Annotated in this window: 17 protein-coding genes and 1 rRNA gene; 14 read left to right on the top strand and 4 right to left on the bottom strand. The window is 72.7% G+C overall.

The genetic code is table 11. The annotated features are described in order from the left end of the window. Positions 1-82 precede the first annotated feature (82 nt). From rrf to AQJ67_RS48770, 3 genes are all read left to right on the top strand, one after another. Positions 83-199, top strand: a 5S ribosomal RNA gene (gene rrf / locus AQJ67_RS40140). A 153-nt stretch (positions 200-352) separates the two neighbouring features. Then, positions 353-1,540 carry a hypothetical protein gene (locus AQJ67_RS46280; RefSeq protein WP_244190755.1) on the top strand — a complete coding sequence of 396 codons (1,188 nt, stop codon included), beginning with the start codon at positions 353-355 and terminating at the stop codon, positions 1,538-1,540. Then, positions 1,432-2,196: a tetratricopeptide repeat protein gene (locus AQJ67_RS48770; RefSeq protein ID WP_244190754.1), complete on the top strand. Its 765-nt coding sequence runs from the start codon at positions 1,432-1,434 to the stop codon at positions 2,194-2,196. The genes AQJ67_RS46280 and AQJ67_RS48770 overlap by 109 nt, the downstream gene beginning before the upstream one ends. A gap of 53 nt (positions 2,197-2,249) precedes the next feature. Here the strand turns inward: AQJ67_RS48770 and AQJ67_RS40125 are convergent, their stop codons facing one another. Then, the gene (locus tag AQJ67_RS40125; RefSeq protein WP_062724444.1) at positions 2,250-3,542 is read right to left on the bottom strand and encodes a DUF1015 domain-containing protein; all 1,293 of its coding nucleotides are present in this window, start codon (positions 3,540-3,542) and stop codon (positions 2,250-2,252) included. Between the two features lie 72 nt (positions 3,543-3,614). On the opposite strand from AQJ67_RS40125, the gene AQJ67_RS40120 reads away from it, so the two are divergent. From AQJ67_RS40120 to AQJ67_RS40105, 4 genes are all read left to right on the top strand, one after another. After that, positions 3,615-4,643, top strand: a complete 1,029-nt coding sequence (locus AQJ67_RS40120; RefSeq protein WP_062724443.1) for an HAD hydrolase-like protein — start codon at positions 3,615-3,617, stop codon at positions 4,641-4,643. A gap of 84 nt (positions 4,644-4,727) precedes the next feature. After that, positions 4,728-5,771 (top strand): FecCD family ABC transporter permease, encoded by a 1,044-nt coding sequence (locus AQJ67_RS40115; RefSeq protein ID WP_062724442.1) that lies wholly within the window; start codon positions 4,728-4,730, stop codon positions 5,769-5,771. Between the two features lie 68 nt (positions 5,772-5,839). Then, a complete protein-coding gene (locus tag AQJ67_RS40110; protein ID WP_062724456.1) occupies positions 5,840-6,895 on the top strand; it encodes a FecCD family ABC transporter permease in 1,056 nt (351 codons plus the stop codon). After that, complete coding sequence (locus tag AQJ67_RS40105) at positions 6,892-7,806, top strand: ABC transporter ATP-binding protein (RefSeq protein ID WP_062724441.1); 915 nt, start codon at positions 6,892-6,894, stop codon at positions 7,804-7,806. The genes AQJ67_RS40110 and AQJ67_RS40105 overlap by 4 nt, the downstream gene beginning before the upstream one ends. On the opposite strand, the gene AQJ67_RS40100 is transcribed toward AQJ67_RS40105, so the two are convergent. Beyond that, positions 7,790-8,137 (bottom strand): SCP2 sterol-binding domain-containing protein, encoded by a 348-nt coding sequence (locus AQJ67_RS40100; protein WP_062724440.1) that lies wholly within the window; start codon positions 8,135-8,137, stop codon positions 7,790-7,792. The two genes, AQJ67_RS40105 and AQJ67_RS40100, sit on opposite strands and share 17 nt — an antisense overlap. Positions 8,138-8,179: 42 nt before the next feature. Between AQJ67_RS40100 and AQJ67_RS40095 the strand changes: the two genes are divergently transcribed. The 6 genes from AQJ67_RS40095 to AQJ67_RS40070 all read left to right on the top strand — a co-directional run bounded on the left by AQJ67_RS40095 (position 8,180) and on the right by AQJ67_RS40070 (position 14,452). Continuing rightward, positions 8,180-8,509, top strand: a complete 330-nt coding sequence (locus tag AQJ67_RS40095; RefSeq protein ID WP_062724439.1) for a hypothetical protein — start codon at positions 8,180-8,182, stop codon at positions 8,507-8,509. A gap of 7 nt (positions 8,510-8,516) precedes the next feature. Next, positions 8,517-9,332 carry a TlyA family RNA methyltransferase gene (locus tag AQJ67_RS40090; RefSeq protein ID WP_062724438.1) on the top strand — a complete coding sequence of 272 codons (816 nt, stop codon included), beginning with the start codon at positions 8,517-8,519 and terminating at the stop codon, positions 9,330-9,332. Continuing rightward, entirely contained in the window at positions 9,329-10,234 is a 906-nt protein-coding gene (locus tag AQJ67_RS40085; RefSeq protein ID WP_062724437.1) for an NAD kinase, read from the top strand. The genes AQJ67_RS40090 and AQJ67_RS40085 overlap by 4 nt, the downstream gene beginning before the upstream one ends. 211 nt (positions 10,235-10,445) lie before the next feature. Beyond that, positions 10,446-12,164, top strand: a complete 1,719-nt coding sequence (gene recN / locus AQJ67_RS40080) for a DNA repair protein RecN (protein WP_062724436.1) — start codon at positions 10,446-10,448, stop codon at positions 12,162-12,164. 88 nt (positions 12,165-12,252) lie between these two features. Continuing rightward, positions 12,253-13,017 carry a hypothetical protein gene (locus AQJ67_RS40075; protein WP_062724435.1) on the top strand — a complete coding sequence of 255 codons (765 nt, stop codon included), beginning with the start codon at positions 12,253-12,255 and terminating at the stop codon, positions 13,015-13,017. A gap of 298 nt (positions 13,018-13,315) precedes the next feature. After that, positions 13,316-14,452, top strand: coding sequence for a glycosyltransferase family 4 protein (locus tag AQJ67_RS40070; RefSeq protein ID WP_062724434.1), 1,137 nt, complete (start codon positions 13,316-13,318; stop codon positions 14,450-14,452). Positions 14,453-14,495: 43 nt separating this feature from the next. On the opposite strand, the gene AQJ67_RS40065 is transcribed toward AQJ67_RS40070, so the two are convergent. Beyond that, positions 14,496-16,148, bottom strand: coding sequence for a PucR family transcriptional regulator (locus tag AQJ67_RS40065; protein WP_062724433.1), 1,653 nt, complete (start codon positions 16,146-16,148; stop codon positions 14,496-14,498). Between the two features lie 117 nt (positions 16,149-16,265). Between AQJ67_RS40065 and AQJ67_RS40060 the strand changes: the two genes are divergently transcribed. Further along, on the top strand, positions 16,266-17,225 hold the full coding sequence (locus tag AQJ67_RS40060; RefSeq protein ID WP_062724432.1) for an LLM class F420-dependent oxidoreductase: 960 nt from the start codon (positions 16,266-16,268) through the stop codon (positions 17,223-17,225). 6 nt (positions 17,226-17,231) lie between these two features. Here the strand turns inward: AQJ67_RS40060 and AQJ67_RS40055 are convergent, their stop codons facing one another. Then, positions 17,232-18,614: an FAD-binding oxidoreductase gene (locus AQJ67_RS40055; RefSeq protein WP_062724431.1), complete on the bottom strand. Its 1,383-nt coding sequence runs from the start codon at positions 18,612-18,614 to the stop codon at positions 17,232-17,234. Positions 18,615-18,647: the final 33 nt, after the last annotated feature.

Here is an 18,647-nt window from a genome sequence, read left to right as displayed (position 1 = left end):
AGTTCTGAGACAACGACCGTTGTCGGCTTTGAGCAGAACGCATAAATAAAAAGTGTGCTTGTTCGCTCGAAACCATTAGGGTTTCGGTGGTTATAGCGTGAGGGAAACGCCCGGTTACATTCCGAACCCGGAAGCTAAGCCTTACAGCGCCGATGGTACTGCAGGGGGGACCCTGTGGGAGAGTAGGACGCCGCCGAACAATCTTTGGGAAGGACCCCTGGTCACCAGCGTTCAGCTGGGACCAGGGGTCCTTTCGTTTTTACAATGCTTGTGTACCGAAGACAGGAGTCACCGATGTCCACCAACTCTCCCGACGACCGACCGGAGCGCGACCAGCGGCGACGGGACAGTGGTGACCGCGGTGATCGTGGCAACCGGGCAGACCGCGGCGGGTTCCGTCGTGACAACGACCGTGGTGGCAGCGGCGCCGGCCGCGGCGGGTACGGCCGACGTGATGACCGTCGTGACGACCGCCGGGGCGATGACCGCGGTGACCGGGGTGGCTTCCGTCGGGACGACAACCGGCGTGACGACAACCGCGGTGGTGGTTACGGCCGCCGCGACGACCGCCGTGATGACCGGCGGGGCGGCGACGACCGTGGTTCTCGGCCGCCGTTCCGGCGCGATGACCGGCCTGCTGGTCCCCGTCGTGACGACCGCGACCGTGGGTTCCGGCGTGACGGTGACCGCCCTGCCTTCCGCCGGGACGACCGAGGCGAGCGTGCTGAGCGCGGTGAGCGGCGGGGCGACGACCGTGGCGGCTTCCGCCGGGATGACAACCGTGGGGCCGGTGCGGGCTATGGCCGCCGCGACGACCGTCGTGATGACCGCCGGGGCGACGACCGCGGTAGCTACGAGCGCCGGGACGACCGCCGCGACAGTGGTGACCGCGGCGATCGTGGTGGATACGGCCGGCGTGACGACCGTGACCGCGGCTTCCGTCGCGACGATAACCGGGGCAGTTACGAGCGCCGTGATGATCGCCGCGATGACCGTCGGAGTGATGACCGTGGTGACCGCGGTGGGTTCCGTCGTGACGACAACCGGGGCAGTTACGAGCGCCGTGATGACCGTCGCGATGACCGTCGGAGTGATGACCGTGGTGACCGCGGTGGGTTCCGTCGTGACGACAACCGGGGTAGCTACGAGCGTCGCGATGACCGTGGTGGGTTCCGGCGTGACGACCGCCGTGACAGTGGCGACCGTGGGGATCGCGGCGGCTTCCGTCGTGATGACAACCGCAGTGAGCGCGGTGGGTTCCGTGGGCGGGACGACCGTGGCGGACGCGGGCCCCGCAGGGACGATCGGGGTGGGCGGCCCGGTGGCTTCCGTGGGCGGGATGACCGGCGCGGTGGTGACGACCGGCGTGGCGGTGGTCGGTTCCGTGATGAGCGGGATCGGGACCGTGGCGACCGCGAGCCGATCAAGCGGCTGCCTATCCCCGAGGATGTCACGGGCGAGGAGATCGACAAGGACGTACGGCAGGAGTTGCAGAGCCTGCCGAAGACGCTCGCGGACGACGTCGCCAGGAACCTGGTGATGGTCGCGCGGCTCATCGACGAGGACCCCGAGGGCGCTTACGGCTACTCCAAGGTGGCCCTGCGGCTGGCGTCGCGTGTCGCGGCCGTGCGTGAGGCCGGCGGGTTCGCGGCGTACGCGAATCAGAAGTACGCCGAGGCGCTCGCCGAGTTCCGGGCCGCGCGGCGGATGACCGGGTCCGCGGACCTGTGGCCGCTGATGGCCGACTGCGAGCGTGGGCTCGGGCGGCCGGAGAAGGCGCTGGACATGGCCGGGGCACCCGAGGTGCACAAGCTGGACAAGGCCGGGCAGGTGGAGATGCGGCTCGTCGCGGCCGGCGCCAGGCGTGACATGGGGCAGCTGGACGCGGCCATCGTGACGCTGCAGAGCCCCGAGCTCGCCTCCAACTCCGTACAGCCGTGGACCGCGCGGCTGCGGTACGCGTACGCCGACGCGCTGCTGGCCGCAGGGCGTCAGGGCGAGGCGCGTGAGTGGTTCGCCAAGGCCGTCGAGGCCGACAAGGACGGCAGCACGGACGCGTCCGACCGGCTGGCCGAGCTGGACGGTGTCGAGTTCGTCGACGCCCTCGACGAGAACGAGGGCGGGAACGAGACCGGGGGCAGTGGAGACGAGCAGGCTCCGGCCGGGTCCGACTCGGACGAGGGTGACAAGGAGTAGGCGCGGGTGAAGTGAAGGGCGGGATTCCGGAAGGGGTCCCGCCCTTCGGCGTTTCAGAGGTCCAGTGCGCGCAGCACCAGGCCCGAGGCCGGTTTCGGGCCGAATGACGTCGACTTGCGGGGCATCGTGACGCCCTGGCGGGCGAGGTCGCGTACGACGTCTTCGCGGACCGGGTGCATCAGGACGGCCGTACCGCCGTCGCGTTCTGCCTTGCTGACGGTGGCGGCGGTGTCGTGGATGTAGGCGATGCGGGTGGGGTCGTCCTCTGGGATGTGCCAGATGTGGGCGAGGAGGGTGGCGTGCAGGACCGTCGCGTCGAGGGTGCGCCAGGCGGCGGGGCGGTCGGGGGGGACCGTGCGGTCGAGGAGGGCCGGGTCCGGGTGGTCGAGGAGGTGGAAGGCGCCGTCTCCGGCGAGGAGGTAGGCGTTGCCCGCGCAGGCCGCGTCGGCCAGAGTTTCCAGGGCTTCGGCGAGCGGGACTTCGAGGCGGCGTACGCGGAAGAGGCCGTCGAGGGCGGCCAGGGCGTCCGATACGGGCAGGTTGTGCAGGAGGCGGTGGATGGCGCGGACGCGCAGGGGGTAGCGGGCCGTGTCGACCAGGAGGACGAGGCCGTAGTCCCAGGGGCTGGGGGAAAGGTGCTCCGCGCGTAGACGGCGGTAGGTCGCCCAGCGGTGGTGGCCGTCGGCGATCAGGGCCTGGTGGCGAGCCAGGTCGGACTGGACGTGGGCCAGGTCGGCCGGGTCGGTGATCGACCACAGGCGGTGGCTGAAGCCGTCCTCGGTGGTGGTCGAGAAGAGCGGCGGGCGTTCGACCGTCTGCTCGATGAGGGCGGTCGTCTCGGTGGCCGTGCCGGTGCCGCGGTAGGTCAGCAGCAGGGGTTCGAGGTTCGCGGAGGTGGCGCGCATCAAGTCCGCCCGGTCGGCGACCACGTGCGGTATGACGTCCTCGTGCGGCAGGACCAGGCCCTCCGAGGGCTCCGTCACGCGCAGGGCGCCGATGACGCCGCGCTGGAGCATGCCGTCGCCGTCTCGCTGTTCGTAGACATAGAGGCCGGGGTCGGGGTCGGCGGCCAGGACGCCCTCGGAGAGCCAGCGGCGCAGGGTCTTGGCCGCCTGTTCGTTGCGAGCGCCCGGGGTGGCGGCCTGGGGGAGGATCAGGCGGACGATGTTGTGCGGGTCGGCGTCCTGGAGTTGGTGCAGGCCGTCGGGGCGGACGACGACGTCGTACGGAGGGGATGTCACGGCGGCCAGGCCGCCGACCCGGTCGGGGTCGTAGCGAAGCCCTCGGAACGGTGTCAGTTCGAGGCCTCGGCGCTCCGTTGCTTCCGGGTGACCTGCTGTGTTCATCCCGGCATCGTACGGGTGTCAGTGGCATGGGGGATGATCGGGGGAAAGCCGTCGAACGAGGAGCGATGCGGAATGAGCCAGAGCGTCAGGACGAGGCCCGAGGGCAGTGGCCAGGCCCTGAGCGAGGCGTACGACACGGCGCTGCTCGACCTCGACGGAGTGGTGTACGCGGGTGGCGACGCGATCGTGCATGCCGTCGAGTCGCTTGCCTCGGCCCGGGCCGGCGGGATGCGGCTGGCGTACGTCACGAACAACGCTCTGCGGACTCCGGACACCGTGGCCGCGCATCTGACGGAGCTCGGTATACCGACCGGGGCGGGCGACGTCATCACCTCGGCGCAGGCGGTCGCGCGGCTGATCAGTGAGCAAGTGCCCGCGGGGGCGCGGGTGCTGGTGATCGGCGGGGAGGGGCTGCGGGTGGCGCTGCGTGAGCGCGGGCTGGAGCCCGTGGAGTCGGCTGACGACGATCCGGCGGCGGTGGTGCAGGGGTTCGGCGGGCCCGAGCTGCCGTGGGGGCGGTTCGCTGAGGCTTCGTACGCCGTCGCGCGCGGGGTGCCGTGGTTCGCGTCCAACACCGACCTGACGATTCCGAGCGGGCGCGGGATCGCGCCGGGCAACGGGGCCGCGGTGGAGGTCGTGCGGATCGCCACCGGTGCCGAGCCGCAGGTGGCGGGCAAGCCGTTGCCCCCGATGCACCGGGAGACGATTCTGCGGACGGGTGCCGAGCGGCCGCTGGTGGTCGGCGACCGGCTGGACACGGACATCGAGGGCGCGTTCAACGGGGAGGTGGACTCGCTGCTCGTGCTGACCGGCGTGACCGACGGGGCCCTGCTGCTCGCCGCGCCGCCGCAGCACCGGCCGACGTATGTCGACGCCGATCTGCGGGGGCTGCTCGGCGGGCAGCCGGACGTCGTGGCGGCCGGGGAGGGCTTCCGGTGCGGCGGCTGGACGGCGACCGCCAGGGCGGAGCGGCTGGAACTCGACGGTGACGGTACGTCCTTGGATGGGCTGCGGGCGCTGTGCGCGGCGGCCTGGACGGCGGCCGGGGACGGCTCGTGCACGCTGGACGCGGGGAAGGAGCTGGCGCGGCTGGGGTTGTGACGCCGCGGGGCGGAACCGTGGCCGGGGTTGTGACGTCGTGCGGTGGGATCGTGGCTGAATGGGAGGGTAGGCTAACCTAACTGCGTGTTGGTCGACAGTCCTACCGAACAGCGCGCGGAATCCCCGTCCGCGCCCCCAACCCGACGGACGATACGTGCCGTTGGGCTGCTCGTCTCTGTCCTGATCCTGGTGGTCGTCGCGTTGGCGAGCATCGCGATCGGGGCGAAACAGCTGTCCCTGGGGGAGGTCTGGCACGGACTGTTCGAGAGTTCCGGGACCTACGGGGACGTCGTGGTCGATGACCGGATCTCGCGTACGGTCCTCGGGCTGCTCGCGGGTGCCGCGCTCGGTCTCGCCGGGGCCGTGCTCCAGGCGCTCACCCGTAACCCGCTCGCCGATCCCGGTCTGCTCGGCATCAACGCGGGCGCGTCCGCCGCGGTCGTCACCGCCATCACCTTCTTCGGCGTCACCAGCCTGAGCGGCTATGTCTGGTTCGCCTTCCTCGGCGCTGCCACGGTCGGGGCGATGGTCTGGTTCCTCGGCGGCAGCCGGGGTGCCACGCCGGTGCGGCTCGCGCTCGCCGGTACGGCGATCAGCGCCGCGCTGTACGGCTATCTCCAGGCCGTGATGATCATGGACGACGCGGCGCTGAACAAGATGCGCTTCTGGACGGTCGGTTCGCTGACCTCGGCGACGGACTCGACCATCAGGCAGGTGCTGCCGTTCCTCGTCGTCGGCATGGTCCTCGCGCTCGCTCTCGCCCGGCCGCTGAACGCCATGGAGATGGGTGACGACACCGCCAAGGCCCTCGGCGCCAACCTGAACCGCACCCGGGTGCTGTCGATGCTCGCCGCCACCGTGCTGTGCGGGGCCGCGACCGCCGCCTGCGGGCCGATCGTGTTCGTCGGCCTGATGGTGCCGCACGTCGTGCGCTCCTTCACCGGGCCCGACCTGCGCTGGATCCTGCCGTACGCGGCCGTCCTGTCGCCTGTGCTGCTGCTCGGCGCCGACGTGCTCGGCCGGATCGTGGCCCGGCCCTCGGAGCTCCAGGTCGGCATCGTCACCGCGATCCTCGGCGGACCGGTCTTCATCTTTCTCGTACGACGGCGGAGGACGGCCCAGCTGTGAAGACCGCACTGAAGAGGGACGCGACGAGCGAAGAGGACAGCGGCGTGCGGGCCGGGGCGAGGAGCGCGGTGAAGTCGGCCCGGGCGTCCCGGACCAACAGTGCCGTGCGGGGCCCGGGCGGGCTCTCCGTCCGGCTGGACGTCCGAGCGCTGACCGTCGTCGTGCTGTTGCTGCTCGCCGCGCTCGCCGCGAGCGTGGTGCTGATCGGTACCGGCGACTTCCCGATCCCGGCGGGCGACGTGCTCAAGACGCTGCTGGGCGACGGGAACGCGGGGCAGGAGTTCATCGTCAACGAGCTGCGGCTGCCGCGGGTCCTGGTCGGGCTCCTCGTCGGGGCCTCGCTCGGCCTCGGCGGTGCGCTGTTCCAGGCGCTGTCCCGCAACCCGCTGGGCAGCCCGGACATCCTCGGTCTCGGGCAGGGGGCCACGGCCGGCGCACTGGTGATGATCGTGCTGTTCTCCGGGGACGCCGGCCAGGTCACCGTCGGCGCGCTCGTGGGCGGACTCGCGACAGGGCTCGCCATCTATCTGCTCGCCTGGAATCGGGGCGTGCACGGCTATCGACTCGTCCTGGTCGGCATCGGCATGTCCGCGATCATGACGGCGGTCAACGGCTATCTGCTGACCAAGGCCGACCTGGTCGACGCGGCCCGCTCGGTCGTGTGGATGACCGGCTCCCTCAGCGGCCGTGACTGGGCCCAGGTCTGGCCGCTGCTCGCACTGTGCGCCGTCCTCGTACCGCTCGTCCTCGCCAACGGGCGCGGGCTGCGGATGATGGAGATGGGCGACGACGTCTCGTACGCCCTCGGGGTGCGCGTCGAACGCGTACGGCTGCTGCTGATGCTGTCCGCCGTACTGCTCACCGCGGCCGCCACCGCCGCCGCGGGCCCCGTCAGCTTCGTGGCGCTCACCGCCCCGCAGCTCGCCCGGCGCCTGACCCGCTCGCCCGGCCCGAACCTGCTGCCCTCGCTGTGCATGGGTGCCGCCCTCCTCGTCACCGCCGACTGGATCTCCCAGCGGGTCTTCGGCGCCGACCAACTGCCCGTGGGCGTGGTCACGGGCGTGCTCGGCGGCGTGTATCTGCTGTGGCTGCTGGTCACCGAGCGCAAGGCGGGCCGGATATGAGCGCCGGCAAGAGCAACGAGAAGAGCAGTGGGCTGAACAACCGAAGGAGCACCGTGAACCGCCTGTCCGCCGACAACGTCACCCTCGCCTACGACCAGCGGGTCATCGCCGAGCAGCTGTCGGTGGAGATACCCGACAACTCCTTCACCGTGATCGTCGGCCCGAACGCGTGCGGCAAGTCCACGCTGCTGCGGGCCCTGTCCCGGATGCTCAAGCCCAGCCAGGGCCGGGTTCTGCTGGACGGGTCGGTCATCCAGTCGATGCCGGCGAAGAAGGTCGCGCGCACACTGGGTCTGCTGCCGCAGTCGTCGATCGCGCCCGACGGGATCACCGTCGCCGACCTGGTGGGCCGTGGCCGGTACCCGCACCAGGGCATCCTGCGCCAGTGGTCGACCGAGGACGAGCGGGTCGTCCAGGAGTCGATGGAGCAGACCGGCGTCGCCGAGCTCGCGGATCGCTATGTCGACGAACTGTCCGGCGGTCAGCGCCAGCGCGTGTGGATCGCGATGGCGCTCGCCCAGCAGACGCCGCTGCTGCTGCTCGACGAGCCGACGACCTACCTCGACATCCAGCACCAGATCGACGTCCTCGACCTGTGCGCGGAACTGCACGAGGAGCAGGGGCGCACGCTGGTCGCGGTGCTGCACGACCTCAACCACGCGGCCCGGTACGCCACGCACCTCATCGCCCTGCGCGGCGGGGCCGTGATCGCCGAGGGCGCGCCCAACGACATCGTCACGGCCGAGCTGGTGGAGGACGTGTTCGGGCTGCGGTGCCAGGTCATCGACGACCCGGAGACGGGTACGCCGTTGGTGGTGCCGGCGGCGCGGAAGGCGCGCGAGCAGGTCAGGAAGGAGCGGGTCGACCAGGGCGGCCGGGCCGAGAAGGTGGCGGCTACAGAAGCTTCCTGAGCGTCAGCAGGTCGCGCACGCCCGCGTGCAGCTTCACCCGGCCCGAGCCCCAGGCCTTGGCGAAGTGCAGCTCGCCGTCGACCAGGGCGACCAGGTCGTCGCCGGTCATGCTCAGTCTGATCTGGGCCTTCTCACGGGGTGGGCCCTGGAACGTCTCGTGGACATGGATCCGGCCGTCCGACATACGGCCGGCGAAGGTGACGTCCAGGTCGGTGATGTGGCAGCTCACCGAGCGGTCCAGGGCCGCGGCCGTGCGGGCGTCCCCTTCGGCGCGCTGCATGTTGTCCGAGAGCTTTTCGAGTGCGGCGCGGCACTCCTCAGTCGTGGCCATCGCGATCGACGGTACCCCAGCGGTTCGGGGTAGCGTCTGGGCATGAGCGACACGGTTCCGGAGACGGAGATCCCGGCGACCCCCGGGGAGGCGGCCGAAGGGATCGAGACGGCCGCGGCGGTCGAACCCGAGTACGACCCGGCAGCCCACGACCCGGCCGCCCCCGCCCCGCTGAACATCCCCCGCACCCCCACCGGCAACGCCGAAGTCGACGCCCAGCTGGAGCGGCTGGGTGATGCCGACCACCTCGCCACCGACGGGCACGTCGAGGTGTACGAGGATGTACACCGGGGGCTGCGCGACGCGCTCACCGCGCTCGACGCCCGCCCGGGACCTCCGGCGCCCCCGTCGATGCCTGGGATGAGGAGCTGAACCGAACGTGGCAGGAGTCGCACGCCGCCGTCTCGACGCGGAGCTGGTCCGCCGCAAGCTCGCGCGTTCGCGCGAGCACGCCAGCCAGCTGATCGCCGCCGGACGGGTCACCGTCGGCAAGACCGTCGCGACCAAACCGGCCACGCAGGTGGAGACGGCGGCGGCGATCGTGGTGTCCACCGACGACAGCGACCCCGAGTACGTCTCGCGCGGCGGGCACAAGCTCGCGGGCGCGCTGGAGGCCTTCGTGCCCCAGGGGCTCGTGGTGAAGGGGCGGCGGGCACTGGACGCCGGCGCGTCCACCGGTGGTTTCACCGACGTCCTGCTGCGCTCGGGGGCCGCCCATGTCGTCGCCGTGGACGTCGGATACGGACAACTCGCCTGGACTCTCCAAAGCGATGAACGCGTCACCGTCAAGGACCGTACGAACGTACGCGAGTTGACGCTCGAAGCGATCGATGGGGAGCCAGTGGATCTTGTGGTGGGGGATCTGTCCTTCATCCCGCTCGGCCTGGTACTGCCCGCCCTGGTGCGGTGCGTGAAACAGGACGCCGATCTGGTGATGATGGTCAAGCCGCAGTTCGAGGTGGGGAAGGAACGGCTGGGCAGCGGGGGAGTCGTACGGAGTTCGCAGCTGCGGGCGGAGGCCGTGCGGGGAGTCGCCGAGAAGGCGTGGGAAATCGGGCTCGGAGTGAAGGGCGTGACGGCGAGTCCGTTGCCCGGACCCTCCGGGAACGTCGAGTACTTTCTGTGGCTGCGTGCCGGGGCGCCCGCCCTGGACCCGGCCGACGTTGACCGTGCAGTTGCGGAGGGGCCGCGTTGACACCGAACCGAGCTCGTACTGTTTTTCTGCTCGCCCACACGGGGCGGCCCGCGGCGATCCGCAGCGCCGAGCTGGTGGTCAAGGGACTGCTGCGGTCGGGGATCGGTGTGCGGGTGTTGGAGTACGAGGCGGCCGACCTGCCGCTGCCGCCCGAGGTGGGACTCGTCAAGGAGGCGACTCCGCAGTGCCTCGACGGGTGCGAGCTGCTGATAGTGCTGGGCGGCGACGGGACGCTGCTGCGCGGCGCCGAGTTCGCCCGGGCGTCCGGGGTGCCGATGCTGGGCGTCAACCTCGGGCGTGTCGGGTTCCTCGCGGAGGCCGAGCGGGACGACCTCGACAAGGTTGTCGACCGGGTCGTCACCAAGGCGTACGAGGTCGAGGAGCGGATGACGGTCGACGTCGTCGTGCATCAGAACGGCGACATCGTGCACACGGACTGGGCGCTGAACGAGGCGGCCGTGCAGAAGGCGGGCGCCGAGAAGCTGCTTGAGGTCGTGCTGGAGATCGACGGGCGGCCGGTTACGGGGTTCGGGTGCGACGGGATCGTGCTGTCCACGCCTACGGGGTCGACGGCGTATGCGTTCTCGGCGGGTGGGCCTGTGGTGTGGCCTGAGGTCGAGGCGTTGTTGATGGTGCCGATCAGTGCGCATGCGTTGTTCGCGAAGCCGTTGGTGACGTCGCCGGATTCTGTGCTTGCGGTGGAGGTTCTGCCGCATGTCCCGCCGGGGGTTCTGTGGTGTGACGGGCGGCGGACTGTGGAGTTGCCGCCGGGGGCGCGGGTGGAGGTTCGGCGGGGCGCTGTGCCGGTGCGGCTTGCTCGGTTGCATCATGCGTCGTTCACGGATCGACTTGTGGCGAAGTTCGCGTTGCCGGTTTCCGGGTGGCGGGGGGCGCCTCACTAGCCATCCGTGGGGGGTGGTGCGGGAGCGCGGGCGGCTGCGGGTGGTTCGTGGTTGCTCGCGCAGTTCCCCGCGCCCCTTGAGGGCGTGACACTCGCCTGGGTGACAATGTGACGCCGATCTACATTCGTCACCTGCACCTTCACATCATGGACCCGGGGCCCGTCGCACTCCCCGCCCCCGACCTCGTAAGGTCGTGTCCGTGTTGGAGGAGATGCGGATACGGTCGCTCGGGGTCATCGATGACGCGGTCGTCGAGCTGTCGCCGGGGTTCACCGCGGTCACGGGTGAGACGGGTGCGGGCAAGACCATGGTGGTCACGAGCCTGGGTCTGTTGCTCGGAGGGCGGGCGGACCCGGCGCTCGTGCGGATCGGGGCCGAGAAGGCGGTTGTGGAGGGGCGGATCGCCGTGCCCTCGGGGGCGCCGGTCGTCGTACGGGTCGAGGAGGCCGGGGCGGAGCTCGACGACGGGGCGCTGTTGATCAGCCGTACCGTTTCCGCCGAGGGACGGTCGCGGGCGCATCTGGGCGGGCGCAGTGTGCCGGTCGGGATGCTGGCCGAGCTGGCCGACGAGCTGGTGGCCGTGCACGGGCAGACCGATCAGCAGGGCCTGCTGAAGCTGGCCCGGCAGCGGCAGGCGCTCGACCGGTACGCGGGGGACGCCGTCGCGGTGCCGCTCGCCAAGTACGGCGAGGCGTACCGGCGGCTGCGGGCCGTGTCCGTCGAGCTCGACGAGATCGTCACGCGCGCGCGTGAGCGGGCTCAGGAAGCCGACATGCTGCGGTTCGGACTGGATGAGATCGCGGGTGTCGAGCCGCGCGCCGGGGAGGACGTCGAGCTCGCCGAGGAGGCCGAGCGGCTCGGGCACGCGGAGGCCTTGTCGTCCGCCGCCACGGCCGCTCATGCCGCGCTCGCCGGTAATCCGGAGGACCCCGAGGGCATCGACGCGGCGACGCTCGTCGCGGGTGCGCAGCGGGCCCTGGACGCCGTGCGGTCGCACGACCCGGCGCTGTCCGCGCTGGCCGACCGGATCGGGGAGATCGGGATCCTGCTGGGCGATGTCGCCGGGGAGCTGGCGGGGTACGCCGACGACCTGGACGCCGATCCCCTGCGGCTCGCGGCCGTCGAGGAGCGGCGGGCCGCGCTGACCGGGCTCACGCGGAAGTACGGCGAGAACGTCGCCGCCGTGCTCGCCTGGGCCGAGGAGAGCGCCGCGCGGCTGACCGAGCTGGACGGCGACGACGAGCGGATCGACGAGCTGACCGCCGAGCGGGACGCGCTGCGGGCCGAGCTGGGCGGGCTGGCGCAGGCGTTGACCGACGCGCGGACGGACGCCGCCGAGCGGTTCGCCGCCGCGGTCACCGCCGAACTGGCCTCGCTCGCGATGCCGCACGCGCGCGTGTCCTTCGACATCCGGCAGACCGAGGACCCGGAGGGCGTGGAGGTCGGCGGGCGTACGGTCGCCTACGGGCCGGCCGGCGCGGACGAGGTCGAGCTGCTGCTCGCTCCGCACCCGGGAGCGCCGCCCCGGCCGATCGCCAAGGGCGCGTCCGGCGGTGAGCTCTCGCGCGTGATGCTCGCCGTGGAGGTCGTGTTCGCGGGGACCGATCCCGTGCCGACGTACCTGTTCGACGAGGTCGACGCGGGCGTCGGCGGCAAGGCGGCCGTGGAGATCGGGCGGCGGCTGGCCCGGCTGGCCAAGACCGCGCAGGTCGTCGTGGTGACCCACCTGCCGCAGGTCGCCGCCTTCGCCGACCGGCAGTTGCTCGTCGAGAAGACCAACGACGGGTCGGTCACCCGGTCCGGCGTGAAGGTCCTGGAGGGCGAGGAGCGGATCCGGGAGCTGTCCCGGATGCTCGCCGGGCAGGAGGACTCGGAGACCGCGCGGGCGCATGCGGAGGAGCTGCTGGCGACGGCCCGCGCGGACGCGTAGGAGGGCGGGCCTCCCAGGTGGGCGGGTGTTTGCCTGGGCGGGCCCGGCGCAGGGCCGGGTTGTCAGTGGCGGCCCGTAGGGTGGCCGAATGAGCGAACGTGCCTCTCGGACCACCGCCTTCGGCCTCTCCGCGGCCCTCACCCGCGCCGCCGTCACCGCCCTGCGAGCCAAGGCACCCGGTGGCCGTGACCGCTGGGAGCGGAAGAACTACGCCGGGCGGACCGTGGAGTTGTACGCCGGGCCCGCCGCCGCCCTGGCGGCCGCTGCCGGGGCCGGACGAATCTCGCCGGCCGCAGGGGCCGCCGTGGCGGTCGCGGGGATGTGCGGGGCCTACGACGACGTGGCGGGCGCCGATGAACCCCGGCGCGGGTTCCGGGCGCATCTCGGCGCGCTGCGGGACGGCGAAGTCACCAGCGGGGCCGTCAAGTTGTTCGGGATATCCGCCGCCGGGCTCGTCGCGGGGGCCGTCCTGAAGGAACGGCCTTTGGACAAGCTGCTCGCCGGGGTCGTGATCGCCGGCGCCGCGCACTTCGTGAACCTCGTGGACGTACGGCCCGGACGGGCCGCCGCCGCGGTGCTCGCGCTCGGTGCGCCGGGACTGCTGCGCTCCGGGCACGGTGGCGCGTTGGCCGCCGGTGCCATGGGGGCCGCCGCGGCCGTCCTGCCCGACGACCTCGGGGAGCGGGCGATGATCGGGGACACCGGCGCCCATGCGCTGGGCGCGGCCCTGGGCGCCGCTGTCGTCGCCGGGAACGGCCGGGCCGGGCTGGTCGCTCACGCGGCCGCCGTCGTGGCCGCGGCGGTGTACGGCGACAGGGTGAGCGAGGTGGCGCGGGGCGTCGGCGCGCCGTGAGGTCGGGTGTGGCTCGGTGCGCCACGCCGGTGCACGCCGGTCGCCGAGACGTGCTCCACGCGCGCATGTTCGGCCACAATCCCCACCTCGGATCACTCGTGCAGGTGACTCCGGCCACCGAGTTGCCCGGCGCCCGGGCCGCCCGGGGCCGGCCGGCGTTCCCGGAACGGCCGTATGTCCTGGCATCCTTGGCGTAAACACGTCGGACGCGTAGGGATCCCCCGCGGTACACCCCGTCCGCCCGATCCTTCTGTACGTTCTTCGTGACCGCCCGACCCGAAGCAGGAGCCCCGGCCAGGTGACCCCCGTGAGCAGCCATGCACCGCACGGCCAGTCCTCGCTGCGCACCGTGCAGGTGCTGGGCGGTGGCAACGCCGGCAGTAGCGCGCATGTGCGATCACTGGCGTCGGGGCTGGTCGCGCGGGGCGTGCGGGTCACCGTGTGTGCCCCGGTCGAGGCCGATCAGCTCTATGACTTCACGGGGGCCGGCGCCGACCATGTGCATGTGCCGCGCAGCAGCGATCCCGGCTCCGTGGCGGCCCTGCGGGCGGCGTGCGCGGACGCCGACCTGGTGCACGCCCACGGACTGCACGCCTCCTTCCGCGCGGTGCTCGCGCTGAGCGGGCGGCGCACCCCGCTCGTCGTCACCTGGCACGACCGGGCCCATGCCGAGGGAGCCCGCGCCCATCTCGTGCGGCTGTTGGAGCGGCGGGTCGTCAAGGCCGCCTCCGTCGTGCTCGGGACCACCTCGGCGCTCGTGGACCGGGCCCGCCGGACCGGCGCCCGGGACGCCCGCCTCGCCGCCGTCGCCATGCCGGGGCCCCTGCGTGCCGTCGAGCACGACGACCCCGACCGGCTGCGACCCAAGGTCCGGGCCGAACTCGGGGCCACCGGGCGGCCGTTGCTGATCGCCGTCGGCTCGCTGGAGCGGCATCGTGGATACGACGTGCTGCTGGACGCCTCGCGCGGGTGGCTGCGGCTCGATCCCGTGCCGTTGGTCGTGATCGCGGGGGAGGGGACGCAGCGGGCCGAACTCCAGCGGCGGATCGAGGACGAGGAACTGCCCGTGCGGCTCATCGGGCGGCGCGACGACGTCTCCGAGCTGCTGGCCGCCGCCGATGTGGCGCTGCTGCCCAGCAGTTGGGAGTCGCGGTCCGTCCTCGCCCAGGAGGCCCTGCACGCGCGCGTGCCGCTCGTCGCCACCGAGGTGGGCGGCGTGCCGGAACTCGTCGGGGACGCCGCCGAACTCGTCCCGTACGGCGATGCGAAGGCCCTCGCCGACGCCGTCGTCCGGCTGCTCGACGACCCCGAGCGGCAGGAACTCCTCAGGGAGCGCGGCGTGCGGCAGACGGCCACCTGGCCGACCGAGGACGAGACGGTGGCCCAAGTCCTCAGTGTGTACGACGAGTTGACGCAGCCCCGGTACGTGATCTAGGGGGTGTTCTGGACGCCGGCCCGCGCGTCCGCCCCCGCGATGCCTACCCCGCGTGTCTGCGCGCCCGCAGCGCCAGGCTCAACGCCAGCACCGTCTGCGGGTCGTCGAGGTCGGTGCCGAGCAACTCGCCGATGCGGGCGAGGCGGTTGTAGAGGGTCTGCCGGTTGAGGTGCAGCTCGCGGGCGGTCTCCGCCTTGCGGCCCGCATGGGCCAAGTAGGTCTCCAGGGTGGGCAGCAGGGGCGGTTTCGAGCGGTTGTCGTGGTCGCGCAGCGGGCCGATCGCGCGGTCCACGAAGGCCGCGAGGTCCGGGTGGTCCCGCAGCCGCCACAGCAGCAGGTCGATGTCCAGCCGCCGGGCGTCGTACCAGGGGCGGTCGGTCAGGCCCTGCGCCGCCGTCGCCGTCTCCGCCGCGTGTCTGAGGCCCGCCGAGGCCGCCGCCCAGCCGCCGGCCACGCCGACGACCACGACCGGCGGCGGCGCCCCGGGCCGCTGCACCCCGGCCCGCTCCACGCCCGCCCGCAGCGCCACCGCGACCCGGTCCGCGACCGCCGTCCGGTCCGCCTCCGCACGCAGGCCCAGCAGCAGCGGCACCCGGCCCTCCACGGGCCGTACGCCCAACAGCACCGGCACACCGACGGAGGCCAGCTCCTCGCCGACCGCGCGCGCCAGCACCGCCCAGCCGCCGCCTGGCGCCAGGGCGTCCCCCAACCGCATCACGACCGGCAGCAGCGGGCCGTCACCCGGCTTGAAGCCCAGCACGCGCGCCTGTGCCGGGGCGTCCTCGGCGGCGACCCGGCCCTCCGCGAGGTCGGTCAGGAAGTCGCCGCGCCCGCGCGCCGCCAGCTCCTCCTCCTGCCGTGCCTGCATCAGCACCACGGCCAGGATGCCCGCGGCCCGCTCGGCGGCGATCCGGTGCACCGGCGCGAGAGGGCCCCGTACGGGAAGGAGCGCGAGACGGGCCCGGACCGACACCGTCCCCGGGCCGCCCCCCGGAACGTCCACCAGCACCGAACCGACGGGCGGCGGCCCGTCCTTGTGCTGCCCGCGCAGCCCCTCCCACACCTGAAGCGGATCCGCACCCTCCGGACCTGCCCCGGCGGCGTACAGCAGCTGGCCGTCCGTTGTCTCCAGGAACACCGGGTTGCCGCTGAAGTCAGCCAGGATGCCCAGCACTTGGGGCACTCCGCCGCCGCCGAGCAGGGCCTGCGTGCAGCGGCGGTGCACCTCCTCCGCGCGCTGCAGCAGCGCGTAGTGGCCATTGACGATCTCGGTGTGTATCTCCTCGGTGACCGTCACGAACGGCACCTCGCGATGCAGCTGGACCAGCGGCAGACCGGCCGCGCGTGCCGTGTCGACCAGCGTGGCCGGCAGCCTGGTGAAGCGGGTGCCGAGTTCGAGGACCAGGGCCGCGATACCGCGCTCGGCGAGGGTGCGTACGAACGCGCGCTGGTCGGCGGGGCGGGTGCCGATGCCGTAGCCCGTGGTCAGCAGAAGTTCCCCGCCCTTCAGCAGCGAGGCGATGTTGGGCACCTCGCCCGCGTGCACCCAGCGCACCGTGCGCCCCAGCCGGTCGGCGCCCGCGAGGACCTCCGGGAGCCCGCTGCGCAGACCGGGCAGCTCCAGCGCCCGGCGCACGGTGATCCCGGCGCTGTGGGTGTCGAATCCGCTGCTCATACCGCCCGTACCGCTGTCCATGAGGCGGACGCTACCCGCGGGCACGCCGCCGCGACATATCCGGACCCTCGCACCCTGTGCCGCGGAGGTGGCGATCGCGCCGGGTTGGGAAGCGGGCGGCGGGGTAGCGGCGTCGGCATGGACTTCAGCGTGGTTGCCGTGGCACGGGAGGACGACAGTCCCATCGAGGAGCCGCTGCGGGTGGCGGTGGCCGCCGACCGGCTCGGATATCGGGAGGTGTGGGCGGGGGAGGGGCCGACCTGGGACTCCTTCGTCCTCGCCGCGGCCATCGGGCGGGCCACCGAGCGGGTCGCGCTGACGGCTGGTCCGGTGGCGGTGTCGGTGCGCGAGCCGTTCGGGATCGCACGGGGTGCCGCCTCGGTCGCCGCCGTCACCGGACGGCCGGTCGGGGTGGCGCTGGGGACGTCCAGCAAGCGGGTCGTCGAGGGTGTGCACGGGGTGCCGCGCGTGCGCCCCGCGGCGGCGATGGAGGCCTGCGCGGCGGCCCTGCGCGTCTTCCTGCACGGCGAGCCCGGTGAGCCGATCGTCCCCGGCAGCGTCTTCCCGCGCCGCCTCCCGCCGCCCGGCGGCCCGCTCACCGTCGCCGCGTTCGGCGACCGGGCCGTCGCCACCGCCGCGACGCACGCCGACCGGATGCTGCTCGACATCGTCTCGCCGGACCAGGTACGGACGCTGCGGGCCAAGCTGACGGCGGCCGCCGAACGCGCGGGCCGTACGCCACCGACGCTGGCCTCCTGGTTGCCGGCCGCCGTCGACCCGGACCCGGAGTCCCTCGCGCAGGTCCTGCGCAGCGTCGCCGGGTATCTGACGGTGCCGGGCTACAGCGACATGTTCGAGGCGGCCGGCTTCGGGGAGGCGGTCGAGCTGGCCCGTACCGGCGCCGACCCCGGCACGCTGGTCCGGGCACTGCCCGCGGCGGCGGCCGGCACGGTCGGCCTGGTGGGCGACCTGGACGCCGTACGCGCGCGTGTGGCGGAGTACGCCGACGCCGGGCTCGACGAGATCGCCCTCGTCCCGGCGACGGCCGCGGACCCGGGCGGCGAACGGACCCTGACGGCGTTCCGGCAGGCCTGGTGACGCTGGTCAGGCCGGCCGGATGTTGTGGTTGAACCGGAAGACGTTGTCCGGGTCGTAGCGCCGCTTCAGCTCCGCCAGCCGACGGGTGTTCCCGGCGCCCAGACCGGCCACCACACGCTCCGCGCCCTCGTCGCCGATGAAGTTCAGATAGACCGCGCCGCTGCTCCACGGCCGTACGTCCGCGCGGACGTCACGCACCCACCGCCTGCACCGCTCGTCGTCCGCCGGGTCCTGCCACATGCCGTACGGGTGGACCGCCCAGGGCGCGTCCCGGTACGGCACCGGGTACTCGTGCGGACCGGCGGAGATCGCCCCGCCCTGCGGCAGGAGGACGTGCTGGGTGCCGGTCGGCACGGGCATGGACCGCCCGGCCGCACAGTAGACGTCGACGAAGTCGTCCGGCGCGCCCGTCAGGTACTCCGCCGACCAGTAGTGCCGCATGCCGGGCGGATCGTCGATCATGCACTGCACATCGGCGTACGGCATCGCGCCGACGATCTCCGCCTCGTGCGGCAGCGCCAGCAGCGGCTCGGCGTACTTGCGCATGTCCTGCTCGGCACCGGCGTACGTCAGGAGCGCCCCGCACACCAGGTCGCCGACCAGGGACGGCGGTACGAACTCCTCGGGCGGGCCGGTGAAGTGGATGATGCCGCCGCTCACCTCGTCCGGGCCGGACTCGATCACGTCCCGGAAGGTGCGTACGGCGTCCGGCGCGAACTCGGGCCGGTACAGCACCATCGCGATGGCGAACTCGGGCAGCTCGTGCAGCTTCAGGGTGATCGCGGTGGCGATGCCGAAGTTGCCGCCGCCCCCGTGCAGGGCCCAGAACAGGTCCGGGTTCTCGTCGGGGCTCGCGTGGACCCGGCCGCCGTCGGCGGTGACCAGCTCCACGCCGAGCAGATTGTCCACGGCGAGCCCGCACCAGCGGTCCAGCCAGCCGGTGCCGCCGCCGAGGACGAAGCCGCCGACACCGGTGGTCGAGGCCCGGCCGCCGGTCGTGGCGAGGCCGAACACCTCGGTGGCGCGGTCCAGGTCGCTCATCGTCGCCCCGCCCGCGACCCGTACCGCCTCGGCCGCCGGGTCCACGGTGACGGCGCGCATATGGCGCAGGTCGATCACCACACCGTTGTCGTTCAGCGCCATGCCCGCGACGCTGTGCCCGCCGCCGCGCACCGCGACGTGCAGGTCCAGCTCGCGGGCGAACCGCACGGCCCGGACGACGTCGTCCTCGTCCACGCACTGGGCGATGACCGCGGGCCGCCGGTCGATCATGGTGTTGAAGACGACCCGCGCGTCGTCGTAACCGAAGTCCCCCGGCGCGAACACGTCACCGGCGAGATCCTCGCGCAGCGCGGCGAGGGCCGCGCCCGCCTTCGATGGGGAGGCCATGGGGCGCCCCCTTCCGTGCAGGGGCTGATGGAT

It is taken from the genome of Streptomyces caeruleatus, from assembly GCF_001514235.1.
GTDB classification, from domain to species: domain Bacteria; phylum Actinomycetota; class Actinomycetes; order Streptomycetales; family Streptomycetaceae; genus Streptomyces; species Streptomyces caeruleatus.
The sequence above is the reverse complement of the archived record's forward strand: the minus strand, read 5'-3'. Positions and strand labels throughout refer to the sequence as shown.

What these genes read in the sequence shown, in the direction of transcription:
- AQJ67_RS40105 (WP_062724441.1), top strand. Translation starts at nt 6,892, where the DNA reads ATGAGCGCCGGCAAGAGCAACGAGAAGAGCAGTGGGCTGAACAACCGA.
- AQJ67_RS40125 (WP_062724444.1), bottom strand. Translation starts at nt 3,542, where the DNA reads ATGAACACAGCAGGTCACCCGGAAGCAACGGAGCGCCGAGGCCTCGAA.
- AQJ67_RS40065 (WP_062724433.1), bottom strand. Translation starts at nt 16,148, where the DNA reads ATGGACAGCGGTACGGGCGGTATGAGCAGCGGATTCGACACCCACAGC.
- AQJ67_RS40060 (WP_062724432.1), top strand. Translation starts at nt 16,266, where the DNA reads ATGGACTTCAGCGTGGTTGCCGTGGCACGGGAGGACGACAGTCCCATC.
- recN (WP_062724436.1), top strand. Translation starts at nt 10,446, where the DNA reads ATGCGGATACGGTCGCTCGGGGTCATCGATGACGCGGTCGTCGAGCTG.
- AQJ67_RS40075 (WP_062724435.1), top strand. Translation starts at nt 12,253, where the DNA reads ATGAGCGAACGTGCCTCTCGGACCACCGCCTTCGGCCTCTCCGCGGCC.
- AQJ67_RS40055 (WP_062724431.1), bottom strand. Translation starts at nt 18,614, where the DNA reads ATGGCCTCCCCATCGAAGGCGGGCGCGGCCCTCGCCGCGCTGCGCGAG.
- AQJ67_RS40095 (WP_062724439.1), top strand. Translation starts at nt 8,180, where the DNA reads ATGAGCGACACGGTTCCGGAGACGGAGATCCCGGCGACCCCCGGGGAG.
- AQJ67_RS40120 (WP_062724443.1), top strand. Translation starts at nt 3,615, where the DNA reads ATGAGCCAGAGCGTCAGGACGAGGCCCGAGGGCAGTGGCCAGGCCCTG.
- AQJ67_RS40100 (WP_062724440.1), bottom strand. Translation starts at nt 8,137, where the DNA reads ATGGCCACGACTGAGGAGTGCCGCGCCGCACTCGAAAAGCTCTCGGAC.